We start from the raw sequence: 21,853 nt of genomic DNA on the forward strand, positions 1-21,853 counted from the left end.
TATAAACACTCTCCATCCCTGTATGTCCCGCTCAGCCGACTTTGAGTGAAATTATAGCTACTCTTCCTATATGAGCGGGAGTACTGGAGAATTGTTACCTTCAGATCCGGGATTGTTGTATTTTCTGCAAAATTTCTGCCGTCTCGCATCACTCTGTCCCTCCACTCTGCCGACTTTGGGCGATATTAAACAGACTTATGCGTCTCCCTCACTCCCTTCTGCTAACTTTTAGCTAATTTTCTAACACACTTCAGCTTATTCAAAAATGCTTCTGCGTCTCTGTTCCTCCAATATGCCAACTTTGAGCGATATCAAAGGCACTTCCGCGCTTCTTTCCTCTTTAGTCCACTTCGAGCGAGTTAAAAAACACGGCCTCCTGGCCTAGATAAAAATAAGCCGCCGCGAAGGAAGACGGGGGGAAATCCCGCGTTCCTTTGCAGCGGCTTGTAACGACTTGCGGCTACTCGTTCAGCAGCTTGCCGGCACGGAGCAGGCGGGTCAGAATAACGGCGGCTTCTGCACGGCTGGTGTTGCTGTCCGGCGCAAAATATCCGCCGGATAGGCCGTTCATAATGCCGGTGGCGGTTAATGTGCCCACAGCTTCCTTAGCCCAAGCAGAGATGCTGGCAGCATCCTTAAACGCACCTGGCCCCGGCAGTGCTGACGAAGAAGCGGCTTCATTAATTGCTGCATTGGCGTGAAGCAGCTTCCAAGCTCTGGCGGCCATGACCGCCATCTGCTCTCTGGTGACCGGCGCATCCGGACGGAAGGAACCGTCCGCGTAGCCTTGAACCAGCCCCAACAATACGGCGGTTTCCGCATCGGTGGCGTACCAGGAGCTGGCCGGCACATCGCGGAAAGCGACGGCTGCAGCTTCCGGCAGCGCATCCGGCTGCAGTCCAAGCGAGCGGACCAGCATGGATGCGAATTCCGCCCGGCTGACGGTGCGCTGCGGGGCAAAGACGCCAGCCGACTGGCCGTTTACAATCAATCTGCTGGCCAGCAGATTGATCTCATCCTTGGCCCAGTGGGCGGAGAGATCGCCGAAGCTTGCCGGATTCACGGCAACAGCCATTACACCTCCGGCCAAGCTGCTCTTAACGGTAATCCGGGTCATACCCGCCCCGGATTCGAATACTGCCGGAACGTAACGGAAGGTTCCGTCCTTGGCATCATAGACCAGCGCCACCGCTGTCTTGACGTCCATTACTTCGTTAATGGTGAAGGTACGCTCGACATGTACAGTGCCGAAGCTTCCGGCCGGCAATGAGGTCTTGCCGTCCGTAACATTCAAGGTGAAGCCTGCCGGCGTTCCCTTCACCTTATAGTTCTGCTTGCCTGCAGCGGCAAGCAGCCCCGCAAGCTCCGCGCCTGTCTGCGGCGCGAGCTTGAACTCCAGCGTTCCATCAGGCAGCTTCGCGCCCTTCAGAACGCTGTCTGCCAGGGCCAGCGGGAGACGGTAGGACGCCTCCCCGCTCCGGACCACCAGCACAGCGTCCGGACTCGCCGCTGCCGCTGCCCGCAGAGCCGCACCGCTGAAGCGTGCGGTACCGTCTGCAATAGCCGCCACTTCAATTACCTTCTGCCCGGCGGCAATACTCTTAAGCTGTGCATCGTTATTTGCCGCAGGCACAATCACTGGCGCCGGGGTAGCCGCAGGAGTTGACTGCGGGTTCGGGTTCGTATTCGGCCCCGGAGCCGCCGTCGGACTCGGAGTCGGACTCGGGGTCGGACTTGGAGTTCCCGGATCGACAGGGTCTACTGGATCGACTGGATCGACTGGATCGACAGGGTCAGCGGCCGATATCACAAGATCATACACTCTTGTGCTGCCAAGGGCGGACACGGTAAAGGTAGTGTTCCCTTTAGCAACTGCCTGCAGCTTCCCTTCTTTCACAGTGGCAAGGCTGCTGCCTGCAATACTGATGACTGCCTGTGCAGTGATATCTGTCCCCTTCTGATCCAGTACCTGCAGCTTGGAGCCTGTTCCCTCTTTTAATACCACAGGTCCGGTCTGTCCATCCCCAAGCTTGATCGAGAATGGTTTGACGCTGCTTGCGATACCTTGATTCTTCTCCAGAACCGTAAATGTTGACGAGGTATTCGCCACCAGATTCATCCGCTCCCCGCGGATAATCAGGTTATCGGCCAGCAGACTGCCTCTCATTTCCTTCGTAATCTCTACTCCGTTAGTGCCTGCTCCGTCGATCACGTTATCTGTTAGGGTGATTCCTTCCATATTCAGATTGCCGTGGACGATGAGTCCGGAATAGGTGCTGTCCAGTGCGATGTTATTGCGGATCAGCACATTGCTGTTGATGTTATTTTCCCCGGTATAGAGCCATATAGCTCCCAGATTCACACTATACCCGGAATCATAGCTGCCGGTCCGCAGCAACGTATTGCGCTCCACAACGGTTGTGCCCTGGAACGGCTCTGCGCTGAAGCGTGTAGATACGGCGATCCCCGCTCCGTTCGTCACAGTATCCTTCACAATATTATCCTGGATCTTATTATCCCTGCCGCCAAATACAACGATATTATCAGCCAGCCAAGGAAGGGATACATTGTTGAACCGCGCCGTATTATTGAAGCTTGGCGTCCGCTCGCTGCCATTGACATCATTCAGCCCGGCATCGGTGAAGGACCACATGGCGATACCGTCATCGCCTGGATAGCGGATATCGCTCTGCTCCATCATGCTGTTCCCTGTGCCTACAGCGAAGTTGATCCCGTCCGCCATCAGGTTGCGGATACGCAGCCCGGCCATATAGAGGCCATTGGTGCGCGCCTTCTCACCTTTGGGCTGGGTCAGCCATAAGCCTGCTTTGGTATGCTCAATCCATACATGCTGAATGACCGAGCCTTGACCGAAGGCGCCGTGAAAAGCATTCGTAACCGCCTCATCGTCGCGCACGTTAATGCCGCCCTCAATCAGCAGATCGTATACGCCGATCTTGCCGCCGTGCCCGTAGAACTTGGCGCCGTTCAGCGTCGTGTACCACATGCCTGCGCCGCGGATCTGCGCATCGTCCAGATCCAGTAGTCCGCTGCCGACATTGAAGCTGCCTTCCGGGAACCAGACGCCTGCATCCTGAGCTTCGGCTGCGGCAAGTGCTGCCTTAAATGCGGCAGTATCATCGCCATCATCACCGGCGACAGCTCCAAAATCAGTGACAGACAGGAACCCCTCAGGCTGAGCCAGCGCAGGTGCAACCTGCTCCATGTCTGCCAGATCGATTACATATGAGGCAGCATGATCATCCGTGCTTTTCTCAAGGCGGATCACCGCTCCTGCCGGAGCCTCACCGATCAGCGCATGAATCTCGTCATAGAAGCGGTGTCCGCTGCCTTGACGCGGGTCATTCGACCATGGGTAGCTGCCATATTCCCAGGCGTATTTTGACGTGAGGTTAAGCACCTGACGTTCCCCGTTCACGAAGAGCGACAATGTTTCCTCTGCACCCGCTCCATCCGGACTGTCCGGTATGGAATAACGGAGTACTATTGAATTCGCAGGTTTGGCCATCGTAAACTCCACATACTCGCCGGTGTTCTTCAGGATGACGGCTTCACGTCCTGAAGCCTCGGAAGCCAGACTGCGGTATTTCCTTGAAGGCGTGATCAGCGTTCCATTCGTAACGGCATCTTCTGCTTCATAGCTGATATAAGGAAGCGTAGCTCCGCGGTAGGTTTTATTGATGCTATTTTTGACAGTCAGGCTATCAATTGTAATCCCGCTCCATGACGCCTCTGCGCCACTGAATGAAACCGTATTGATTCCTGTCCGCAGGTCCAGCGTAAGCTCAGCCGTCTGCCATACGGAAGCGGAGGCTCTGGCAGCAAGGCTTACCTCACTCTGCTTAAGGCCATTGACCCGGGTTTCCAGCTCAGCCGCAGCGGCGGACGCATTCCGGTAACGGAGCACAACGTCGTATTCCCCCGCTACATCAGCATTCACGGCAAACCGCAGCACCCCGTCCCCATGAAAAGCCTCTGTCCCGGCATACGCAGCATCCTTAGCTACGGGAACGAAGCTCCATAGCGCAGCCTGTGCTCCAGCCGCTCCCAGTTGAACTCCTGCCTCCCCGTAAGTAAGCGCAGATTGCTTATCTGCACTTAACAGCAGCCGGTATCCCAGCTTATCCTGGATAGTCCACTGCGAGTCTTCCTTGACACCGGAATCCACGAGGACAATAGCGCCTTCTTGATCGCGAGCAAGATAATGCCCGGTCTTAACGTTCATCACCCGGTTCCGGCCATTGAAATCCTGCACCAGCCACTGCGCCTGGGCGGGACTTGTAGAAGCATCGGCATAAACCAGCTTGCCGTCCTTTTCCGCCACGAATGTGCCGTCCATTCCTTGCGGTGCGATGGTAATGATATTCGTGTCGTTCTGAACCGGTGTAGCCGTATCCGTGTTTCTGGCTTCACCTTCCGGCATGCCGAAGTCCTGCGGTGCAGCTTCCAGGGTCCACTGCAATGAGGCCTCAGTGTCCAGCAGCAATGCACGCTCAGCATATCCCGTCTTGTTCTGCAAGTGGATGTACTCATCGTTATATTCACCGTAGAGACTGCGGACGGTATAATGCTTGGCATCCGCAGCGAGACTGATATCCCATGCTGAAGCGCCGGTATCCGCCGGATCACCGCCGGTACTCTCCAGGAATGAGTAATCACTATTCAAAGTAATATAGTGGCCCGTGGCCCGATTCACGATATATTGCTGCCCTTCATTCGTAACGATGCTCCAGTGCGAGTAGCCGTTATCTGAAGCAGGCTGGCCGTATAGGACCACGCCGTGTTCGTTCTCGTACAGGTAATCTCCGGTGCCTGCATTTTTGAACCGGACAGGGGTGACTGGAAGAGGCGGTACCGGTTCGAAAACAGGTTCAGCAGTAAACTGCGCACTGTTTCTGGTGGGGGCATCCGCAGCCTTGCTAATCCGGATTACCGGATAGCCGTTATCATCAGCGGCGCCATACAGGTAATGGCCTGCCCAGGCACTTTTGAAGGTAGTCCGTCCGGATTCCTGCATATCAACTATCCATCTGATGCTTGCCCAGACGTCATATACCGTCTGCTCAGTCCGGACAGGAGCCGGCGGTTCTTCCTGTTCAATCACCGCCCCCAGACTCTCCAGAGAGATGAACCTGCCGGTCCCTCTATTCTTAATCTTTACCGCACCATTGCTGCCCGGGATATCGATCAGCTGCCAGACGAAGGAATCGTCTCCGGGAATAAGCTCTCCGTACGTAGCCTGACCGACCGTCGGATCAGCAGCAGCAGCACCGCCACCTGCACTAAGCGGGGGCTCTTCTTCCAAACCAGCCTTCTCCGCTATATCCTCCAGGTCTCCGCCAGCCTGATCCTGCGGATCATATACATCCTCTGTAACGGTATCATCATTAACCGGAAGCGTAACCTTCAGCACAGGAGCAGGAACAGCATCATCCTTAAGATACTGATCTTCCCCGTTCACTCCATCCAGCTTGAAGCGGAACAAATCATGTTTCTTCTCGGTTACGGGTACGAACGTCCACTTGGGACTGCCCCAATCGGGATTGATCACCCCATATTCGGCATATTTGGTCAGATTCTGCAAAGAAATATACTTCAGCGGATGCTTATTTGGCTCCTTATCCAGCACATTGGCAATAACATACGTGCTGTCTCCGGTATTTCTGCCAGTCCAGATGTACGCCGGGTCCACATTATCCTTACTGCCAAGCGGAGCCACTGAAATATGACCATCCGGCATCTGCGCTACATTCATGTAGTGGCCTGTTTTTTTATTCTTGAAAAGCTTGCGGCCGTTGTACTTCTCAATCAGCCACTGGTCTGACCCATCCTCCTGCATATTGCCGTATTTCAGCACACCGTCGCTGCTCTCATACCAGTAGAAGGACTGCCAGGTATTCTGGATCCTGAAGTAGTGCAGGGCCCCGTCTGCCGGCATATTCGGATCAAGCAGCTGCCACTGGGCGGACAGCGAAGTGGCATCAGAGCCGGCGCCGGCTTGCGCGCCTCCCAGCTGAGCCAGATATATCCCCGGAGTCCCTACATTCTCAATCGTCTGGTAGTCATCATAATCATCCGATTCATTGAAATCCCACTGATCAGAAGGCAGACTACTATTCATCGTCACGGCAGCAGCGATACCATCCGCATAGTTCAGATAATGTCCGGTTGCTGCATTGCGGATGCGTTTATGGCCGTCATAGTCCTCGGCAATCCATTGATAGACCATTCCGTTCAGGCCGCCTGCGCCAATGGTCCCGTGCCCCAATTGACCGGCAGCTGCCGCTTCATAGAGAAAATCCGTTGCAGACTGTTCATCCGTATAGGTGCCCAGCCGCACCGGCTGCGAACCAATGAACGGAACAATCCGCCACTGTGCACTGGGATTACCCGGTCCGCCCGTCCAAGTATTGGAGCGGACATTATTGTCCGTAGGAAACTGGGCGTTTAACCATAAAGAACCGCCGCCCTCGGTCAAGCCATAGTTCCGGTAAGCCACATACCCCATTCCTTCTGTCCCGGGTGCGGCTTCCTGAATCCATTCACTTAAGCCCGGCTTCACCGGATCAATTACCGTTACCTGAAGCCCGGCCCAGGTAATCTCGTTCTGCCCCAGAAAGTGGCCTGTCTCCAGATTGCGGATCCGAAGGCTTCCCGCATCTGTCCCCTCTTCAAAGATCCAGAGTGCGGCCCTATTGCTGGACGGCTGCTCTCCATAGAGGGCATTGCCTTGCTTATCCTCATACATGACCTGACCCGGGCGGAAGCGGCTCTCCAGCCGCACACTAAGTGCGGTATCAAGGTCTACAAAAGTCCACTGCGGACTTTCAAATGTAATGTTGATATCCGCGCTGGCCTGGGCATAACCCAGCTGATTCTCCTCATGGATGACCAGCTTGCTCTCCGGAGCGGTTGCACTGCGGATGACCATATAGCCGGCTCTGTTTGAAGTATCTATCAGCCATTGGTCAGCAGTGCTCCCCCCGCCCGGGGCAGCAGCTGCCTTGAGTGAATCCTCTTTGCCCGCATTGCCTTCAAGCGTAATGAAGTGGCCTGTCTTCACATTCTGAATCCGTGACAAGCCCCCCTCCGTCGCCACGGTCCAGTGGGAAGAGGTGTCAGCCGGATTGGTCATCCCGTAGCGGACAACGCCTTCACTGGTCTCGTACAAAAAATTGTTTTTCCACTTGTTCTTGATCAGAACGGTGCCTGTAGGAATTTGCGCTGCACCTGTCCCCCCGATACCGTCTGCATGAACGAACCCGCCGGCTCCCTGCAGGCTCAGGGTTGGAAAAAACAGCAACAGCGCCAGCAGACCCGCGACCGCGGACCTGAATCGTTTCATAAGTGCGCCCCCTCTAACTAAAATGGACTTCTTGTTCATCTTAGTGTGGTAACGCTTACAAGACGATGTGTGATTTTATCCATCCACAGGTGTATTTGTACGTACATGCTTAAGGCGGGCTGTAGCCGCTGTAATTGACAAAAGTCCCGGTTCGCAGGATAGTTAACTCATTCAGCCGCCAAGTTGTCCATACTTGAACGGATGGAACTAATTCTACGGAGGCATTCATGAATAACAAGATCGAACAACCTCGAATCCCGGAACCGGAGCTTTTGCTGCCGCAGCAGATTCATTCTCTGTCTTCCAAAGACGAATTCAGCCGCTGCCTCATTTCAGGTTCCCTCATTGAATATCAGGACGCCGCCAGAGTTTCTTTTGACAAAACCATCTTCAAGAACGTCACCATTACTGAATCTTCCTTACACGGAATTGAGCTTACCGACGTCATCTTCGATCATTGTGACCTGTCCAATGTGGATTTCAGCGATGCCTTCATGCACCGGACAGAATTCAGGGATTGCCGGCTGATTGGCACGGACTTCACGAGATCGCGGTTTCAAAATGTATCGGTGACCGGGTGCATCGGGGAGTTCGCGGTGTTCAGGTTTGCGAATTTCAAAGGAGCGTCCTTCGAGCGCTGTTCGCTGATCAGCGCGGATTATTATCAGTCCAGCCTAAGCGGCCTTTACTTCTCTGAATGCAATCTGGATCAGGCCACACTGGCCGGGTGCAAGCTGAAGGATATTGACCTGAGCGATTGCGAATTCACCGGCCTAGTGGTTGACCTCCAGGATCTGGACGGCTGTGTAATCTCGGCGGAGCAGGCGGCTTCATTCGCCGGACTGCTGGGACTCGTGATTAAATATTAAGTAGCCGGACTCCCGTCTGCCTCCAGGGTGACCAGCTTCAGCTTGCCCGAACATTTCCCGCAGCGGTAACGCTTCGGATCGGCTCTGCGTTTGCGCAGATATTCGGTGGCACAGGCCACGCACACCAGCTTGTACCGGTAAGGCTGTGGCTTACGCGCCTTGGCTCCCGGCAGTGTCTGGCAGTAGCGGCTGCCCCCGACCCGGGCGAGCAGTGTTTTGAAATCATCATCCCGGTGCATATATCCCCGCTTCGCCAGATGCAGATGGTAGTGGCAGAGCTCATGCTTAATAATCTTCTCCGTCTCCTCCCGGCCGTGGATGGCAAGCTGCTGGGGATTGATCTCTATATTATGGCTTTTGGTAAAATATCGTCCGCCCGTTGTCGTAAGTCTGCTGTTAAAGCTGGCTGTATGCCGGAAAGGCACGCCGAAGCTGTTCAGTGACACCTGCTCGATCCACTGCTGCAGCTCTTCGTTGCTCATACTTATCATAACGCTCCTTCACGGCTCCTCTCCTTAAGGAAATAAGATCTCTACTTGAATTGTAACTTGCCCATAGGCTACACTGTCAAGAAGGAAGACAAGTCCGGAGGGAGAATGAGTTATGCCGAAAATGCGGTATGTAATTTTGCAGCAGGATCAGGAACTGCAATTCGTGGAGATGCCGGAGGAGTATGCTTACCAGCTGAGCGCCCTCAATCTTCGCCTGAATAAAGAAATTGACAAGCTGACTGCGGAGAATGTACCCGGTCTGCCGCGGGCGATTGCCGAGTGCGATTCCCTGGAGCTGCTGCGTCAGGAGCATCACCTGGAGTCCGGACTGGCCTATATCAACCGTCTGGAAAATGCTTTTGCCTCTATACAAGAGACTGAGTATCCGCTGATCTCGTTATTAACGGAAATCCGCGCGCTGCAGGCCCAGCTGGAGCAATGGTACGAAGAGGAAGAGGAAAGTGTGCAGTAGCTAGCAGTTGTATGGATCGAGCTGTACGGCTAATTACCACCTGTAAATGAATGCTGCTGCCGCACCTTTGGGCGGCCTTCTCCATATGCTATCTGTACATAGGATGCATGCCAGAGGAGGGGTACCCTTGCCGCAGTGGCTTTGCCAACAGCTCATGAAGGCTTATTTCAAGAAAGACCGCCGTCAGATCAAACTGCTGAATGAATGCTGGTTCTTTTACCGGAATTCTGCCGAAACCCGTGAATTCATCACCAAAGACGTATAGGTATTATTCCGCATTATATCCGTAAGCGCCAAAAGGGAGTGACCGCGCAGCCGTAGAAATCATGGCTGTGAGGCACTCCCTTTAACATATATATCCAGGCCGGATTCTGTTGCTTAGAACATCGGGAATACATACTTCACCAGGAAGAACAGCAGTCCAAAAATGATGATAATATACGCGGCATATTTAATAAAGGTGGATGCGACGAGACTGGAATCGGATTTCTTGTGTACCTCTGTCCGTTCGACCTCAATGCTTCTATCCTTGGTATTCGGTTCCATCTTCAATCTCTCCTCTCGGTTCGTTAGCTGTATGTCTTCCATTAACCCCCGTGTTTCGGACTGAAACAAAAAGAAACGGCGCCGTCCTAAGGGACAGCATCCGTTTCTGCTGAAAATCAGCTTTTAGTCAAAACTGCGTTGGCCCGGCCAGGAGCCCTGCAGCTTGCGGACCAGTACGATCTGTCCGGTATGGTAGGAATCATGCAGAATCAGACTCATCACTTCTTCGCCCGGTGCATGTCCGGAGCCGCCCCATTCATAAGCGCCTTCCTCAAGGGCCACAATAATCTCCCGCAAAGAGGCATGAACGGACTTCAGCTTGGCAACTGCCTGTTTCCACGCCTCTTCCCCGCTCTCCGTTACCGTAAACGTAGCATCATTGCTCTCAAGATCAGGCAATTTCTCCAGGCCCTTAAGCTTGCGCAGCAGACGTTCCTTATAATAAGTCAGATGGTTGACGGTCTCCCAGATAGAATTGCCCGCTGCCCCCTCCGGCTTCCAGCTTGCCTGTTCACTAGTCACACCTTCAAGCGCGTCTTTAAGCGGCGGCTGCCAATCCTCAACATCCATCACATAATCCCAGTTCTCCACCAGAACATCGCTAATCTTATTTTGCATATTTCACCCTCCTAAAAGTTTTGCGGAGCCTATGCACCTCGAGTTTCTTCGCAGTAAGGCAAGCTTCGAAATCATCAGCTTCGTTTCTCGGAGCATTCGCTCCCTGATTACAGAGCTTAGAAAATCCGAATTTCGTAACGGTTAAACAACCTTAATGAAGGTTACATTAGCAATGTAGCATATTTGCCGAAGCGCTTCAAGTAACTAGCAAAACTTATTTTTAACTGTTACAATCAAAGGAAACATCACGGTGAAAGGAACGATGAAGCTTGCTGTGGGAGGATTTCATTAACAGCTACTGGCGGAATTGGCGGACAGGCGACCGGAGCAAGGACCGGGACAGGCTGGATGAACCGGAGTGGCTGGCAGAATGGCTGGCGGCACAGAAATTACCTGCGGCAGGACCGATTCTGCCGGTTGAACTGGAGCGGCTGAAGCAGTTGCGCGGATTATTATGGGACGAGGTACAACGGCTGGTACAGGGACAACCTACGGAAAACGCTCTGCTGGTACAGCTGAATCAATATATGAGCAACGGGCCTGTTCTGCGGAAAGTAGTCTGGGGTACCGGCGGCGAAGCCGGGATTTCATTGCTCCCCCAGCGTGCAGACTGGGAGCAGATTATGGCGGAGATAGCGGCTTCTTTTGCCGAAGCATTAATGGAGAAGGAGTCCTCACGCTTCCGGATCTGCGGGAATCCCGATTGTCTCTGGGTCTATTACGACGATACCCGCAACCGCTCGAAGCGCTACTGCGATGACAAGATGTGCGGCAATCTGATGAAGGTCAGACGGTTCCGGGCGCGGAAGAAGGCTGCGGAGGATGAAGGCCCGCCCGGATAACACCCCGGTTATAGAGCGCAACCGTGCAGGCTACACCACAATCAGCTGGGTCAGCGGAGTGAGGGTCTTATTCTTACCGGAATGCTTAGCCGTGTAGAGCAGATTATCAACTTCTTCAAACAGCTTTTCTTTGGTGATCCCTTCGGAATAGCTCTGGAGGCCGATACTAACGGTAACTTCCCGGCCTTCCATTTCCTCATGGAATGTTTCCGACAGCTTCTGGCGGATACATTCTATCCGCTCATATGCTTCCTCAAAGGTCTTCTCAAACAACAATATGGCGAATTCCTCACCGCCGTAACGTGCGGCGATATCCGCTGGAGAGATGAATTCCTTAATCACTTTCGCGACCCTCGCCAGCACAATATCCCCTGTACGATGTCCATATTTATCATTAACCAGCTTGAAATTGTCTATATCAATCAAGGCCAGATGAAACGGCGCACCCTGATTCCCATACTCCAGCGCTTTGTCGTAGAACTCATGGAAGGAGATATGATTGTACAGGCCGGTCAGCGCATCCGTAGTGGACAGCTTGCGGATCACCGCATTCTCGATCATCAGATTCTGCTTGGCGGTCAGTGTCGCTTCCAGATCACTCGCCAGCTCCCGCCCGTTAATAATAATAATGCCGGCTACCAGCGTGCCCACCAGCAGAAATAGCGGAATGGCAATCAGATCGAAATCATTCAGATAATATTGGAACCAGTAATCCCAGCGGTAGAGAATGAAGAACGCAGCCGCCTGCAGGGCAGACGTAAATAAGGTCAGATCCAGCCGGAAAAAGATCGCCGACGCAAAAATCGGCAGCAGCATCAGCGCCCCGATAATCCGGATATCCATATTCAGATGGATAATCATCATGGCAATAATGGTCCCGGACACAAACAGCAGGACAAAGGAATATTTTGGCGCAATCGCATCGACGAACTGGGTCACCCCGACAACCGCACTCATCAGCAGCGTCGGATAGAGCAGGACATCATAATAAAATTCATACGGTCCCATAGGGTATGTAAGAAACAGAAAGGCCCAGAGCTGCGCAGCAAAATGCAGAGCAATCACGAGCCAATAGGTACGCAAAAAACGCTTGATCCACTTGGCCTGCCGCTGTGCGGAAGTATCCGAGGGGCCCATGAAATCTCTTAATCTCAAACCATTCACCCGCTGCACGTAGATTTGATCAACACATTTCTGCTATTTTAACATGTATGGATCTGGTGCGATACTCACTTGCGGGATATGTACTATTATGGGGGATGCATGCCTGTATAGAGCGTGACTGCACGTGCTGAGCAGTAGACGCAAACTGTGCAGTAAGGAGGAAAATTATGGTGAGAAAACTTAGCCTATCGCGGCAGCTCTAAACGAAAACCAAAGCCATAGACTGCCGCTGTGTTGTTGTTTCACTAACGTTTCTCGTTAGGTTGGCGAAGTTCCCACCACCATGTCTAAATATTTCTTTAAGTCATCTTTGGCGTGTGAATTACTAGTCCAAGCTCCTAAATTCCAACTCATATATCTAAGTCCCAGGTAGCGGGAGGCGATTGCATACATTTGATTGAAATGATCATAAGAAAATTCTATGCTTTTATCAGCCAGTAGCCCCTTGTAATCCTCAATTTGTTCCGAGGTACCACAACGCAGAGGGATATCTAAAAATAAAGAGCCATACCTAGCTTCTTCCCAATCAATAAAAAGTACGTCAGTATTGTTATGTACCAATACATTTCCTGGATTAAGGTCGTTATGAATTAATGTTTGGCTGCTTTCATCATTTATTAAATGTTGAATATCCTCGAAAATCGTATTAGCTACAGCTTCCACAAAGGGGATGTAATCCCCGAAGATGTCTATAAACTGTTCGTTTCTCTTAGCAGCTTGCCATTGGGGTTTCCACCGCTCGTATATCATCTTTTCTATATGTAAGCTGTCTACTTCAGGTAACCATGAAAGTTCTCTCCTTTGGCCAAAGTTAGAGGCGTGAATGTATGATAGTGCCTTCGTTTCACTTTTCTGAAGTAACCTAACATTTATGTTTCTATAGTTTGTTTGATAATCAACATCCTGTATACAAATAAGAAACCTTTCATCTAATTCAGAACCATCGGAATAAGAAAAAGGTACACTTGCTCTTTGGGAGTAAAGCCTCGTCAGTACCTGACGTTCAATCCTGGTTGCATATTTTGAAACAAGGGACAACTTCGATGTTTCGTCAAGTACTTTTATTAGTACACTATGGCGCATTAACTCAACTGCTTGTGAGCCCATACTGATAGGAGTGCTTTCAATGCTTAAAACTTCTGCTTTAGGGTCCATATATTTCTTTGCAGTCTCTTGTAACAATTTTAGGAGATTGTTATTTATTAAAGCCAAGTTGCTCACCCAATCATGTAATATTTTACCTAAATGTACCACAATCCTTAGTTTCAATGTGAGAAAAGTTTTAGACCTTTTGCTCCACTAATCTGCCTGTTAGCTTAATGCCTTCGACGGCTAATATTTTATATTCTTATGAGAAGTGGTTCCGTTAGTTATTACGCAGTACGAAGAGGTAACGCCAGTAAGATGCAAAGAAAAAACCGGCAAAAGTGCCGGTAGATTATCCAATGTATCATTAAGCCTACTAACGATCTTGTCAATCAACAATATTTCTGATCTTAATTAGCTCGTTAATAAAATAATCAAGTTGATTCTTAGTTGATTTAATAGAAGCAGTACGACTATTTTTTTTGGTTTTATAATCCTGTTTTAAAGCATCTAACGCTAATCCGGCAGCCAGCGCCGCGATTCCGTCACCTAATGCAGCAATAGAGCCTCCAATAAAAGCCAACTGGGCAATTTCAATATCGCGTAGGTCCTTATCAATGGCCAATTTCTGTACCTCCTCTTCTCATCTGTACTAATATATGTTCGCGATCACATGTTGTTAAAAAAGGTATTCCGAACATATGAACATACGAAGATGCAAAGAATTGAAGATATGATTTCAATCCACGTTTCCGCATGGGGAGTGACCTAAGCTACTGGCTGCTCTAGAAGAGGCACAACAAATTATAATCTACGATCCCGCACGGGGAGCGCGACAAGTACATTTATATCACAGAGACACAGGCAGTCGGATTTCAATCCACGCTCCCCACACGGAGTGCGACAGTGGAAATCCGCATAATCTATGCTTCCCCCGCATCAATTCTCTATTTTTTCATTAAACTATACGAGAAAAAGTATACATCAATCATTGACTTTTGATAAACACTCTTTATTCCTTATGGGTTCGACAAAGTCCGAGGTGCGAAGGACCCGGGGATTTCATGGGGCTTGGCATTCACAGCGAGCAAGGCCCTTCGTTCAGCCATTTGGTTCGTCTCGATTATCTTTCCCAAAGATTGATCCCTGCCTTCTTGTGCTATAATCGTTCACAAAGTCAAACCATTAATGAAGGGGACGATCTTCAGGAAGCTTCCATGCCTGAAATAAAAGAGGAGGGTGACTCTTAAATGGAACATTTCGTTTTGAATAATGGTGTGATGATGCCGAAGATTGGTCTGGGTGTGTATAACATCAAAGATAATAATGAAGACGCTGTACTGTGGGCGCTCAATAACGGGTATCGGCATCTGGATACGGCGGCAGCTTACCGCAACGAGGAGCTGATCGCCAGTGCCATCCGGAAATCAGGCGTAAACAGAAACGATCTCTTTATTACAACCAAAGTATGGAGTACTGATCTGGGGCGGAAGACCCGTCAGGCGTTTGAGACCAGTCTGCAAAAACTGCAAACCGATTATATTGATCTTTATTTGATCCACTGGCCAGCCAAAAACTATCTGGAGAGTTGGCATCTAATGGAGTCTCTATACAAAGAAGGAAAGATCAGGGCCATTGGAGTCTCTAATTTTGAGCAGCATCATCTGGAAAAGGTCATGATGCAGGGAACGATTATACCTGCTGTGAATCAGATCCAAACGAACCCGCTTCTGCAGCAAGGTGCGCTTCATGAATTCATGGGTAAGCATGGTATCCAGCATGTTGCCTGGAGTCCCTTTGGACACGGGAACAAGCAGATGCTTGCCCACCCTGTACTAACCGAAATTGCAGCCAAATATGATAAAACAGCGGCGCAAGTCATCCTGAGATGGAACCTTGGGCGGGATATCGCAGTGATTCCGAAATCGGTTACTCCCGCAAGGCTGAAACAAAATATGGAAGTGTTTGATTTTGCGCTGTCTGACGAAGAGATGAACCAAATCTGTGCCCTGGAACAAAATAAAAGAGGCTTTGTCGATCCTCAAAACAAATTTTACCTATGGACAACCCGCTTTATCCCATTGTCATAACTATCATTAACAAAGTAATGTTTATCTCCCGCTTTAGATTTTTCTACACCAACTGCAACATTTCCCCTCTAATAACCATCATAGTATATAGAGGTGATGCACAATGAGAACAACTAATATTATAAAGCGCGCAAAAAAAATGAGCATCGCGTGCGGAATCCTGGCTGCCAGCTTGTCGTTTGGAGCATCCGCTTTTGCCTTTTCTGATCTGAACGGACATTCTGCCGAACCCAAAATCAATGCGCTGCATGATGCCGGTGTGATTAACGGTATAACCAGTGATCTTTTTGCTCCTAACGCTAAAGTAACCCTGGCGCAAGGCGTTCAATTTCTCGTCAAAGGGCTGGCGCTGACACCAAGGGCGGATATGGGCAACACCCCTTCTACAGCCAGCAGTTTTTTTGACAATGTAAAAGATAATGCCTGGTATGCTTCCTCTTTCCTGGCCGCCAAACAGAGCGGTTTGACTCTGGCACAGAATGCCAATCCGAATGCAAACCTGACCCGCGCAGAATTCGCTCATCTGCTCACGGAAGCCTTGCAGAGTAAAGGTAATTTTGCCGTTACCAAAATGTATTTCATGGTTGAGGATGGCGACAAGCTCTCTTCTGATGTCATGAACAGCCTGCAAATTCTGCTGAACACGAAGGTTATTACGCTGGACAACGGAAAATTCCGCCCGGCGGATATCATCACCCGCTCCGAGGCTGCTGTTATGGTTCATGATGCCGCTGAGTTTGCAGCACGGGCCATCAACCAAGACGATACAGTAATTGAGCCTTCTGAACCAGAACCGGTTCCGGTTAATCAATACGTTTCCAATGTTGTCCTGGAAAAAGCTGCTGAAGGCGTTAATAAAGCCACCATCACCGTCGATAATCTGCCTAATCCCGGCTACGGCCTGGCGGTAGAGCGCATCGAATTCACCAGTCCCACCAAAGCAGTGATCTACTTCAAAATAACCCTGCCCGATCCGGATATGATGTACCCGCAAGTCATCACCAAAGGGACGGTCTCCACTTATCTGCCCGAAGGCTACACTGCTACAGCAGAGCCTGTTATGGGATCGCGTTGGCTGCAGCCGGCAACCGATGTTGAGTGATTAATTTGTGAAGCAAGGCTAATTGTAAAAATAATTACAAATAAAGTAAATAACAGATCATGCCTGCCTTCCGGGACATGATCTGTTTTTTACTTCCACGTATTCCATGTTAGGAAACCTGAGATGACTCGCCGTAAGCCTTTAGAGCGTCTCAGCCAATTTCTGAATCTTTGAGCGGGAAATTAAATATATAGGACCCATTGTTGCTATTTTGCCGTCTTTTACTCGTATAGCGCTCTCTTGTTCTGCCGCATATACATCAATCTCTTCAGACAAAGGGAACAGGTAGCCTCGAACAAACGTGGCGTAGTCACGTTGAGAATGGGATTCATAGGCAAAAGGATCAAAGCCAATTCCCTCATAAATCGTACTTGTTTCAACTTCATCGCCAGTGTTATCCAGGCTTAACCATTTGGCAGCCATGTTTAACGCACCGGCGCTGGCACCCAGTATAACGGCATCGCTGTTCTTAATAACATCTAATAATTCATAATCCGTCAAAAAATCGCTCTGCAAAGCAGGATACCCACCGCATAAAAAAATGACAGAAGCGTTGTGAATGAACCTCTGGGCATCCTCCTTCTGCATACGGTAATCAATGAAATGATATTCATTTAGCTTGATAGAGCCATGTCCATTCAGAAATATCATCAAAGTTAATTTGCTCATCTGTATAACCAGACGGGTCAGCGCTAATCATGACAAGCGATTGTCTGTCTTGTATATCCTCATGCAAACAATGGACCAGCTTCTCTGGAAAATAATTATTAAACCAACTGAAATAGTAGTGAGCACTCAAACTTAGATACCTCCATATGTATTATTTACATTCATCCCTTCTTAACGATAAAACATACTATACTCGCTAAAAAGATGAACGGTTCTTCAGCTATTTCACTTGCACTCCCATGAACACTTTTCATAAATTCAATCCTACATTACCATAACCTAGAATTGTAGTATGTGGAATATGTTTGCACGTTAAACTGCCCGTTAGATGATGTATGGCGAGGAAGGAGCGAGGAGTTTAGGACGATTTTTTTGTAATCATCTTCTTAATTGTCGTCTTTGGAATTGTTGTGTTGGTTCTTTATATTGAATCTAAATCTTGAGCAGTATCAATATCCTTAAGAACCGCTGTTCCAAATTCCTGAATGTCTTTAATACTGCTGTAATAAGTAAATACTTTGCCCGAAGAATAAATTGTAATTAAATACATCTCTTTATCAGATTGCTGAGTCCATTTCCATTCAAACGATTCATCATAATGTGAAAAATAACCATTGTATGAGATCACGGGAAAATTAATAAGCATTTCAATGAATTTATTTAAGGTAAAGTTCGTCCATCCTATTTGACTATCTATAATACTTCTATTCTCAGTATTTGAAACAATAAATCTACAGCCTTGATCAGGTCTCACATCACGATAAATAAATTCCAAATCCAAAAATTTATTATTGTCATAATGGTCTTGTAATTTAGCCACAGTAATACCCCCGTTAACAGTTAAAGGACTATGCAAATCTATAATCGATTGTTCACTGATTAAAAACAATATCAACTATAAAAATGCCTAGTCCAATAACTAATAATTATATTATCTAAAAGTAAATGTTGAAGGCTTCCAACGACCTGCATTAACTCTATTTGGCATAGTATTATCATTGTCAACGTAAGTGGTAATTATGATGTTGTCAACCAAAGATAAGACAACGGTGAGTTTGCTACCAGGGTCATACATTATTCTTGATTGCCCTAGAACATCTTCAAATTTTAAAACTCTTAACATTGATACTGCAGTTTCGGATAATATATTATCTAACATTATTTCTGTAATACCTCGTGCAACAGCTTGTTTAATTGCATGATTTTTGAGAGTAGTTGTAACGTTTTTCTTTGTTGCAGTTACAACAACGTCATCTGCATTTTTAGCAAGAAGTTTAAAAACAACTTTTACTAAACTAACAATACCAGCTCTTGCTTGAGGATCAGATTCGTTTTGATTGATTTGACTTTTTTGATATTCCAGCAACCCTTCTTCATAAGGATCGCTACTTATAACTTGGACGTTTGTTGCCGCTTGATCAGTGACATTTGCTGAGGAAGAAGATGCGAATGCGAAAATTGGGTTTATACTAATTGCGAGAGATAGAGAAACTGCAATGAATTTAAAATATTTACTCAATTTCAACAAAATAGCACCTCGATTAAATATTAGTAGATTGGCCAATCTCAAAACCTATTCTATCTCATAAAAAATGGAAAGTCAAAATTTGAGATAATTTCCAATTGGATACTCAATTAGTGGTAGGATATTATACATCCCCTTATGAAGCTGGCTACTAGTGCCCTTTCCGAGATTATAGTTGTTGGGACAACGGGTAATTTTACGTAAATCCAACTCTCTCGAGGTGAGCGGTATGACTATTTTTGTTCGTACTTACTCAGGAATAAGGCACCTGCCTCCTTCGGATTGCCTGCAAGGGAGCCGATCCGGTTCGGGTCCGTCGAACTTTACTTATTCTGGCCTCTGCTCAAAAAATGAAAGTCCGACCTTAAGGCTGGCGAAAATTCCTGGTTGGCCAAATTTACCAGATTCACTTAAACCCGAAGATTTTATTAGGGCTTCCTAGGGTTTATATCCCCACGCACAAGTCTTCCCTCCTAAGTATGAAAAACCGTCATTAGAAGAATCAGCAAACCGCTGATCAGCCCGAACAGTTCGAGTGCAAACATTCGGGAACGTTTTTTCCGGAAAAATAAAATAGAGGGATGGGCCAGACCAGCCGTCATATACAGGAGTGACAGCAGCAGGCCGAAGCTAAGCAGTGAAAATATGGGGTTATCCGCCTGGGGCACACCGAGGAAAATGACCAGCAGTATGAGCGCAGTCAGCAAGTAGAGGAACCAACGGGTAAACCGGATAACTGGTCCGGATTGTACCGGGAGAGTGTTATCAGGGGCTTGCTGTTCACGGGTATGCTTCTCCAGTGCCCGCCGGAACTCCACTGGATTCTCGCTTCGCATTCGCTGCATTTGGTTCGCATTGTCGATTCGCCGCTTCAGGCTTCTGAACATGCGGTTCACTCCTCTCCACTGCTGCTTCTCTCGTTATACTATGCTACTGATTCTCACGCCCTGCCTATTTCTCTACCCATCCTACCCCTGCAGCGCCTTCCGCACGCTCAGAATATACTTGGCCTGATCCAGCGGGTTCACGCCCCGGCGGGTACGCTCAGCAGTGACGTCCGGCGGGCACGGTTCATAGCCGGCAAAAAAGGAAGTAAACGTGCTCCGCCCCTTCGTGTAGGAGCTTAAGGTCACAGGATACTCTAGCGAGGTTGCCAGTGGCAGCCTGCCTTCAATGATCATCCGATCGCCCTGCAGCACGGGCGGCTCAAAGGTGCCGCGCATCTGCACAAGGTCGTTCATCACACGGCCGCCGTTCTCCTCAGGCACGACGATGCGCACCTGCAGGACCGGCTCCAGCAGGCTGGTGCCGGTATGGGCCAGCCCATCCATGATGGCCATGGGCGTAGCCACGGCAAAATCCAGCGGATGGGTATGCCACACATGGTGGTTCCCCTCCACCAGTGTGATCTTGAGGTCGGTAACCTCCCACCCGCGCAGACCCTGCTGCAGCGCCTCCGGCACGCGGCGGGCCGTCTCGTTCTGGTATTGCGGCAACAGATCGGAGCTGCGCACCAATGATTCATAGACGAGGCCGCTGCCCGGCGGGCCGGGCTCAATCTGGAACCTCAGAATCGCCCAGCACGGCTTCGGCATCAGGTAGGCAACGTAGCCTTCTCCTGCGCGGCTTGGCGTTTCGCGGTAGATCACCGACGGCGGGCCGAAGGTGACCTTCAGTCCGAATCGTTCCTGCAATACACTATCCAGGATCTCCAGCTGGATCGGCCCCATCACCTTGATATGCAGCTCCCGCTCCTCCTGCAGCCACTGAGTATCCAGCAGCGGGTCCTCGTCGGCCAGCTCCTGAAATGCGGCAATCACCTTATGGTCGTCGGCATCCGCTCCCCAGAAGACACGCACGGTCAGCAGCGGCACGGCAAGCTTGGCCTCCTGCGGAATGGCCTCCGGCCGGCCCAGTACATCGCCGATCCGCACGCCGGACAGCCCATAGACTACAGCGATGTCACCCGCTTCCAGCGCCCCCACATCCTCGGTGCGTCCGCCTTCGACCTTGCGGATCTGCGTCACCTTGCCCTGAACCTCCTGCGTATAATTCATCACCGTGTCCCGGTTGCGGATAGTTCCTTGATAGAGGCGCACGAAGGCCATGCGGCCCATGCTTTTGTCACGCTGGATGTTGTACACGATGCCGGACACAGGCTGCTCCGCATCCCCGCCCGCGCGGGGGAAATACTGCGTCATGGCATCGAGCAGCGCCGTGACACCGAGACCTTTGGCCGCTACGCCATACACCAGCGGATACATTCTTCCTGCAGCCGTCCGAACGGCCAGCTCTCTTTTCCACCGCGCCAGATCTGCCGTACCGCCCGCCATATACAGCTCCAGCAGCTCTTCATCCCGCTCCGCGAGCGCTTCCAGCAGCTCTGTCCGCGCCGCCGCGTCTGCGCCTTCACTCCACAAATCCGCCGCCCCTATGTATTCCCGTTCCCTATAGAAGGGCTGCTGCACAGGCACAATATCCCCGGACAGATAGGTCCGCGCCTGTGTTAGCACAGCGGCTGGATCCGCGCCAATCCGGTCCATTTTATTCACGAAGATGAGCGTCGGAATTCCCAGCTTACGCAGCGCATTCCAGATCATCTCGCTCTGTGCCTGCACGCCCTCCACTGCTGACAGGATCAATACCGCACAATCCATCACCCGCAAGCTGCGTTCCACCTCGGACAGGAAATCCACATGCCCCGGGGTATCTACCAGGTTAATCTGCACTCCCCGCCATGTAAACGAAGCCAGAGCCGCCCGCACCGAAATTCCCCTCTGCCGCTCAACCTCCATGGAATCCGTCAACGCCGTTCCGCTGTCCACACTGCCAAGTGCGCGAATCCGCCCGCTCTCATACAAAATATGCTCCGTCGTAGTCGTCTTCCCCGCATCCACATGGGCAAAAATCCCCACGTTGATCCGTTCAATCTCCTGCTGCTGAATCATCTATGTTCTCCTGTCATGAGCTGAATTTATGAATGGCCCGATAGTAGTTGAATCCGTTTACTGAC

The 21,853-nt window shown here is 50.1% G+C and carries 17 protein-coding genes and 1 pseudogene; 6 read left to right on the forward strand and 12 right to left on the reverse strand.

Going from position 1 to position 21,853, the window contains the following annotated elements; all coding sequences use genetic code 11:
* Positions 1–460 precede the first annotated feature (460 nt).
* Positions 461–7,366 (reverse strand): S-layer homology domain-containing protein, encoded by a 6,906-nt coding sequence (locus tag MKX70_RS33025; protein ID WP_340841606.1) that lies wholly within the window; start codon positions 7,364–7,366, stop codon positions 461–463.
* Positions 7,367–7,593: 227 nt separating this feature from the next.
* Here MKX70_RS33025 and MKX70_RS33030 point away from each other — a divergent pair, with 227 nt between their 5' ends.
* A complete protein-coding gene (locus MKX70_RS33030; protein ID WP_042233158.1) occupies positions 7,594–8,235 on the forward strand; it encodes a pentapeptide repeat-containing protein in 642 nt (213 codons plus the stop codon).
* Here the strand turns inward: MKX70_RS33030 and MKX70_RS33035 are convergent.
* Positions 8,232–8,717 (reverse strand): SprT family protein, encoded by a 486-nt coding sequence (locus tag MKX70_RS33035; protein ID WP_042233156.1) that lies wholly within the window; start codon positions 8,715–8,717, stop codon positions 8,232–8,234. The genes MKX70_RS33030 and MKX70_RS33035 overlap by 4 nt on opposite strands.
* 121 nt (positions 8,718–8,838) lie before the next feature.
* Between MKX70_RS33035 and MKX70_RS33040 the strand changes: the two genes are divergently transcribed.
* Both MKX70_RS33040 and cmpA read left to right on the forward strand, forming a co-directional pair.
* Positions 8,839–9,198, forward strand: a complete 360-nt coding sequence (locus MKX70_RS33040) for a hypothetical protein (RefSeq protein WP_042233154.1) — start codon at positions 8,839–8,841, stop codon at positions 9,196–9,198.
* A gap of 127 nt (positions 9,199–9,325) precedes the next feature.
* Positions 9,326–9,463, forward strand: coding sequence for a cortex morphogenetic protein CmpA (cmpA, locus tag MKX70_RS33045; protein WP_099052445.1), 138 nt, complete (start codon positions 9,326–9,328; stop codon positions 9,461–9,463).
* A gap of 113 nt (positions 9,464–9,576) precedes the next feature.
* On the opposite strand, the gene MKX70_RS33050 is transcribed toward cmpA, so the two are convergent.
* On the reverse strand, positions 9,577–9,744 hold the full coding sequence (locus MKX70_RS33050; protein WP_167549522.1) for a hypothetical protein: 168 nt from the start codon (positions 9,742–9,744) through the stop codon (positions 9,577–9,579).
* Positions 9,745–9,867: 123 nt separating this feature from the next.
* A complete protein-coding gene (locus MKX70_RS33055) occupies positions 9,868–10,362 on the reverse strand; it encodes a DinB family protein (protein WP_042233153.1) in 495 nt (164 codons plus the stop codon).
* 269 nt (positions 10,363–10,631) lie between these two features.
* On the opposite strand from MKX70_RS33055, the gene MKX70_RS33060 reads away from it, so the two are divergent.
* Positions 10,632–11,204 carry a CGNR zinc finger domain-containing protein gene (locus MKX70_RS33060; RefSeq protein WP_042233150.1) on the forward strand — a complete coding sequence of 191 codons (573 nt, stop codon included), beginning with the start codon at positions 10,632–10,634 and terminating at the stop codon, positions 11,202–11,204.
* Between the two features lie 30 nt (positions 11,205–11,234).
* Here the strand turns inward: MKX70_RS33060 and MKX70_RS33065 are convergent, their stop codons facing one another.
* The 3 genes from MKX70_RS33065 to MKX70_RS33075 form a co-directional block, all read right to left on the reverse strand.
* The gene (locus MKX70_RS33065) at positions 11,235–12,359 is read right to left on the reverse strand and encodes a GGDEF domain-containing protein (RefSeq protein WP_331281902.1); all 1,125 of its coding nucleotides are present in this window, start codon (positions 12,357–12,359) and stop codon (positions 11,235–11,237) included.
* Between the two features lie 267 nt (positions 12,360–12,626).
* A complete protein-coding gene (locus tag MKX70_RS33070) occupies positions 12,627–13,580 on the reverse strand; it encodes a phosphotransferase (protein ID WP_340789773.1) in 954 nt (317 codons plus the stop codon).
* Positions 13,581–13,842: 262 nt separating this feature from the next.
* Positions 13,843–14,079 carry a hypothetical protein gene (locus MKX70_RS33075; protein WP_042233144.1) on the reverse strand — a complete coding sequence of 79 codons (237 nt, stop codon included), beginning with the start codon at positions 14,077–14,079 and terminating at the stop codon, positions 13,843–13,845.
* Between the two features lie 625 nt (positions 14,080–14,704).
* Here MKX70_RS33075 and MKX70_RS33080 point away from each other — a divergent pair.
* Positions 14,705–15,544: an aldo/keto reductase gene (locus MKX70_RS33080; protein WP_042233143.1), complete on the forward strand. Its 840-nt coding sequence runs from the start codon at positions 14,705–14,707 to the stop codon at positions 15,542–15,544.
* A gap of 103 nt (positions 15,545–15,647) precedes the next feature.
* Entirely contained in the window at positions 15,648–16,646 is a 999-nt protein-coding gene (locus MKX70_RS33085; RefSeq protein ID WP_340789776.1) for an S-layer homology domain-containing protein, read from the forward strand.
* Positions 16,647–16,787: 141 nt separating this feature from the next.
* On the opposite strand, the pseudogene MKX70_RS33090 reads toward MKX70_RS33085, so the two are convergent.
* The 5 genes and pseudogenes from MKX70_RS33090 to MKX70_RS33110 form a co-directional block, all read right to left on the reverse strand.
* Positions 16,788–17,445, reverse strand: a pseudogene (locus MKX70_RS33090) (Type 1 glutamine amidotransferase-like domain-containing protein).
* A gap of 291 nt (positions 17,446–17,736) precedes the next feature.
* Positions 17,737–18,135: a hypothetical protein gene (locus tag MKX70_RS33095; RefSeq protein WP_156122967.1), complete on the reverse strand. Its 399-nt coding sequence runs from the start codon at positions 18,133–18,135 to the stop codon at positions 17,737–17,739.
* A 111-nt stretch (positions 18,136–18,246) separates the two neighbouring features.
* Positions 18,247–18,840 (reverse strand): hypothetical protein, encoded by a 594-nt coding sequence (locus MKX70_RS33100; protein WP_156122965.1) that lies wholly within the window; start codon positions 18,838–18,840, stop codon positions 18,247–18,249.
* A gap of 473 nt (positions 18,841–19,313) precedes the next feature.
* Positions 19,314–19,727 (reverse strand): hypothetical protein, encoded by a 414-nt coding sequence (locus MKX70_RS33105; protein ID WP_042233134.1) that lies wholly within the window; start codon positions 19,725–19,727, stop codon positions 19,314–19,316.
* 81 nt (positions 19,728–19,808) lie between these two features.
* Positions 19,809–21,788: a GTP-binding protein gene (locus MKX70_RS33110; protein WP_042233132.1), complete on the reverse strand. Its 1,980-nt coding sequence runs from the start codon at positions 21,786–21,788 to the stop codon at positions 19,809–19,811.
* Positions 21,789–21,853 lie beyond the last annotated feature (65 nt).

Source organism: Paenibacillus sp. FSL R7-0312, assembly GCF_038004445.1.
Classification (GTDB): domain Bacteria; phylum Bacillota; class Bacilli; order Paenibacillales; family Paenibacillaceae; genus Paenibacillus_AQ.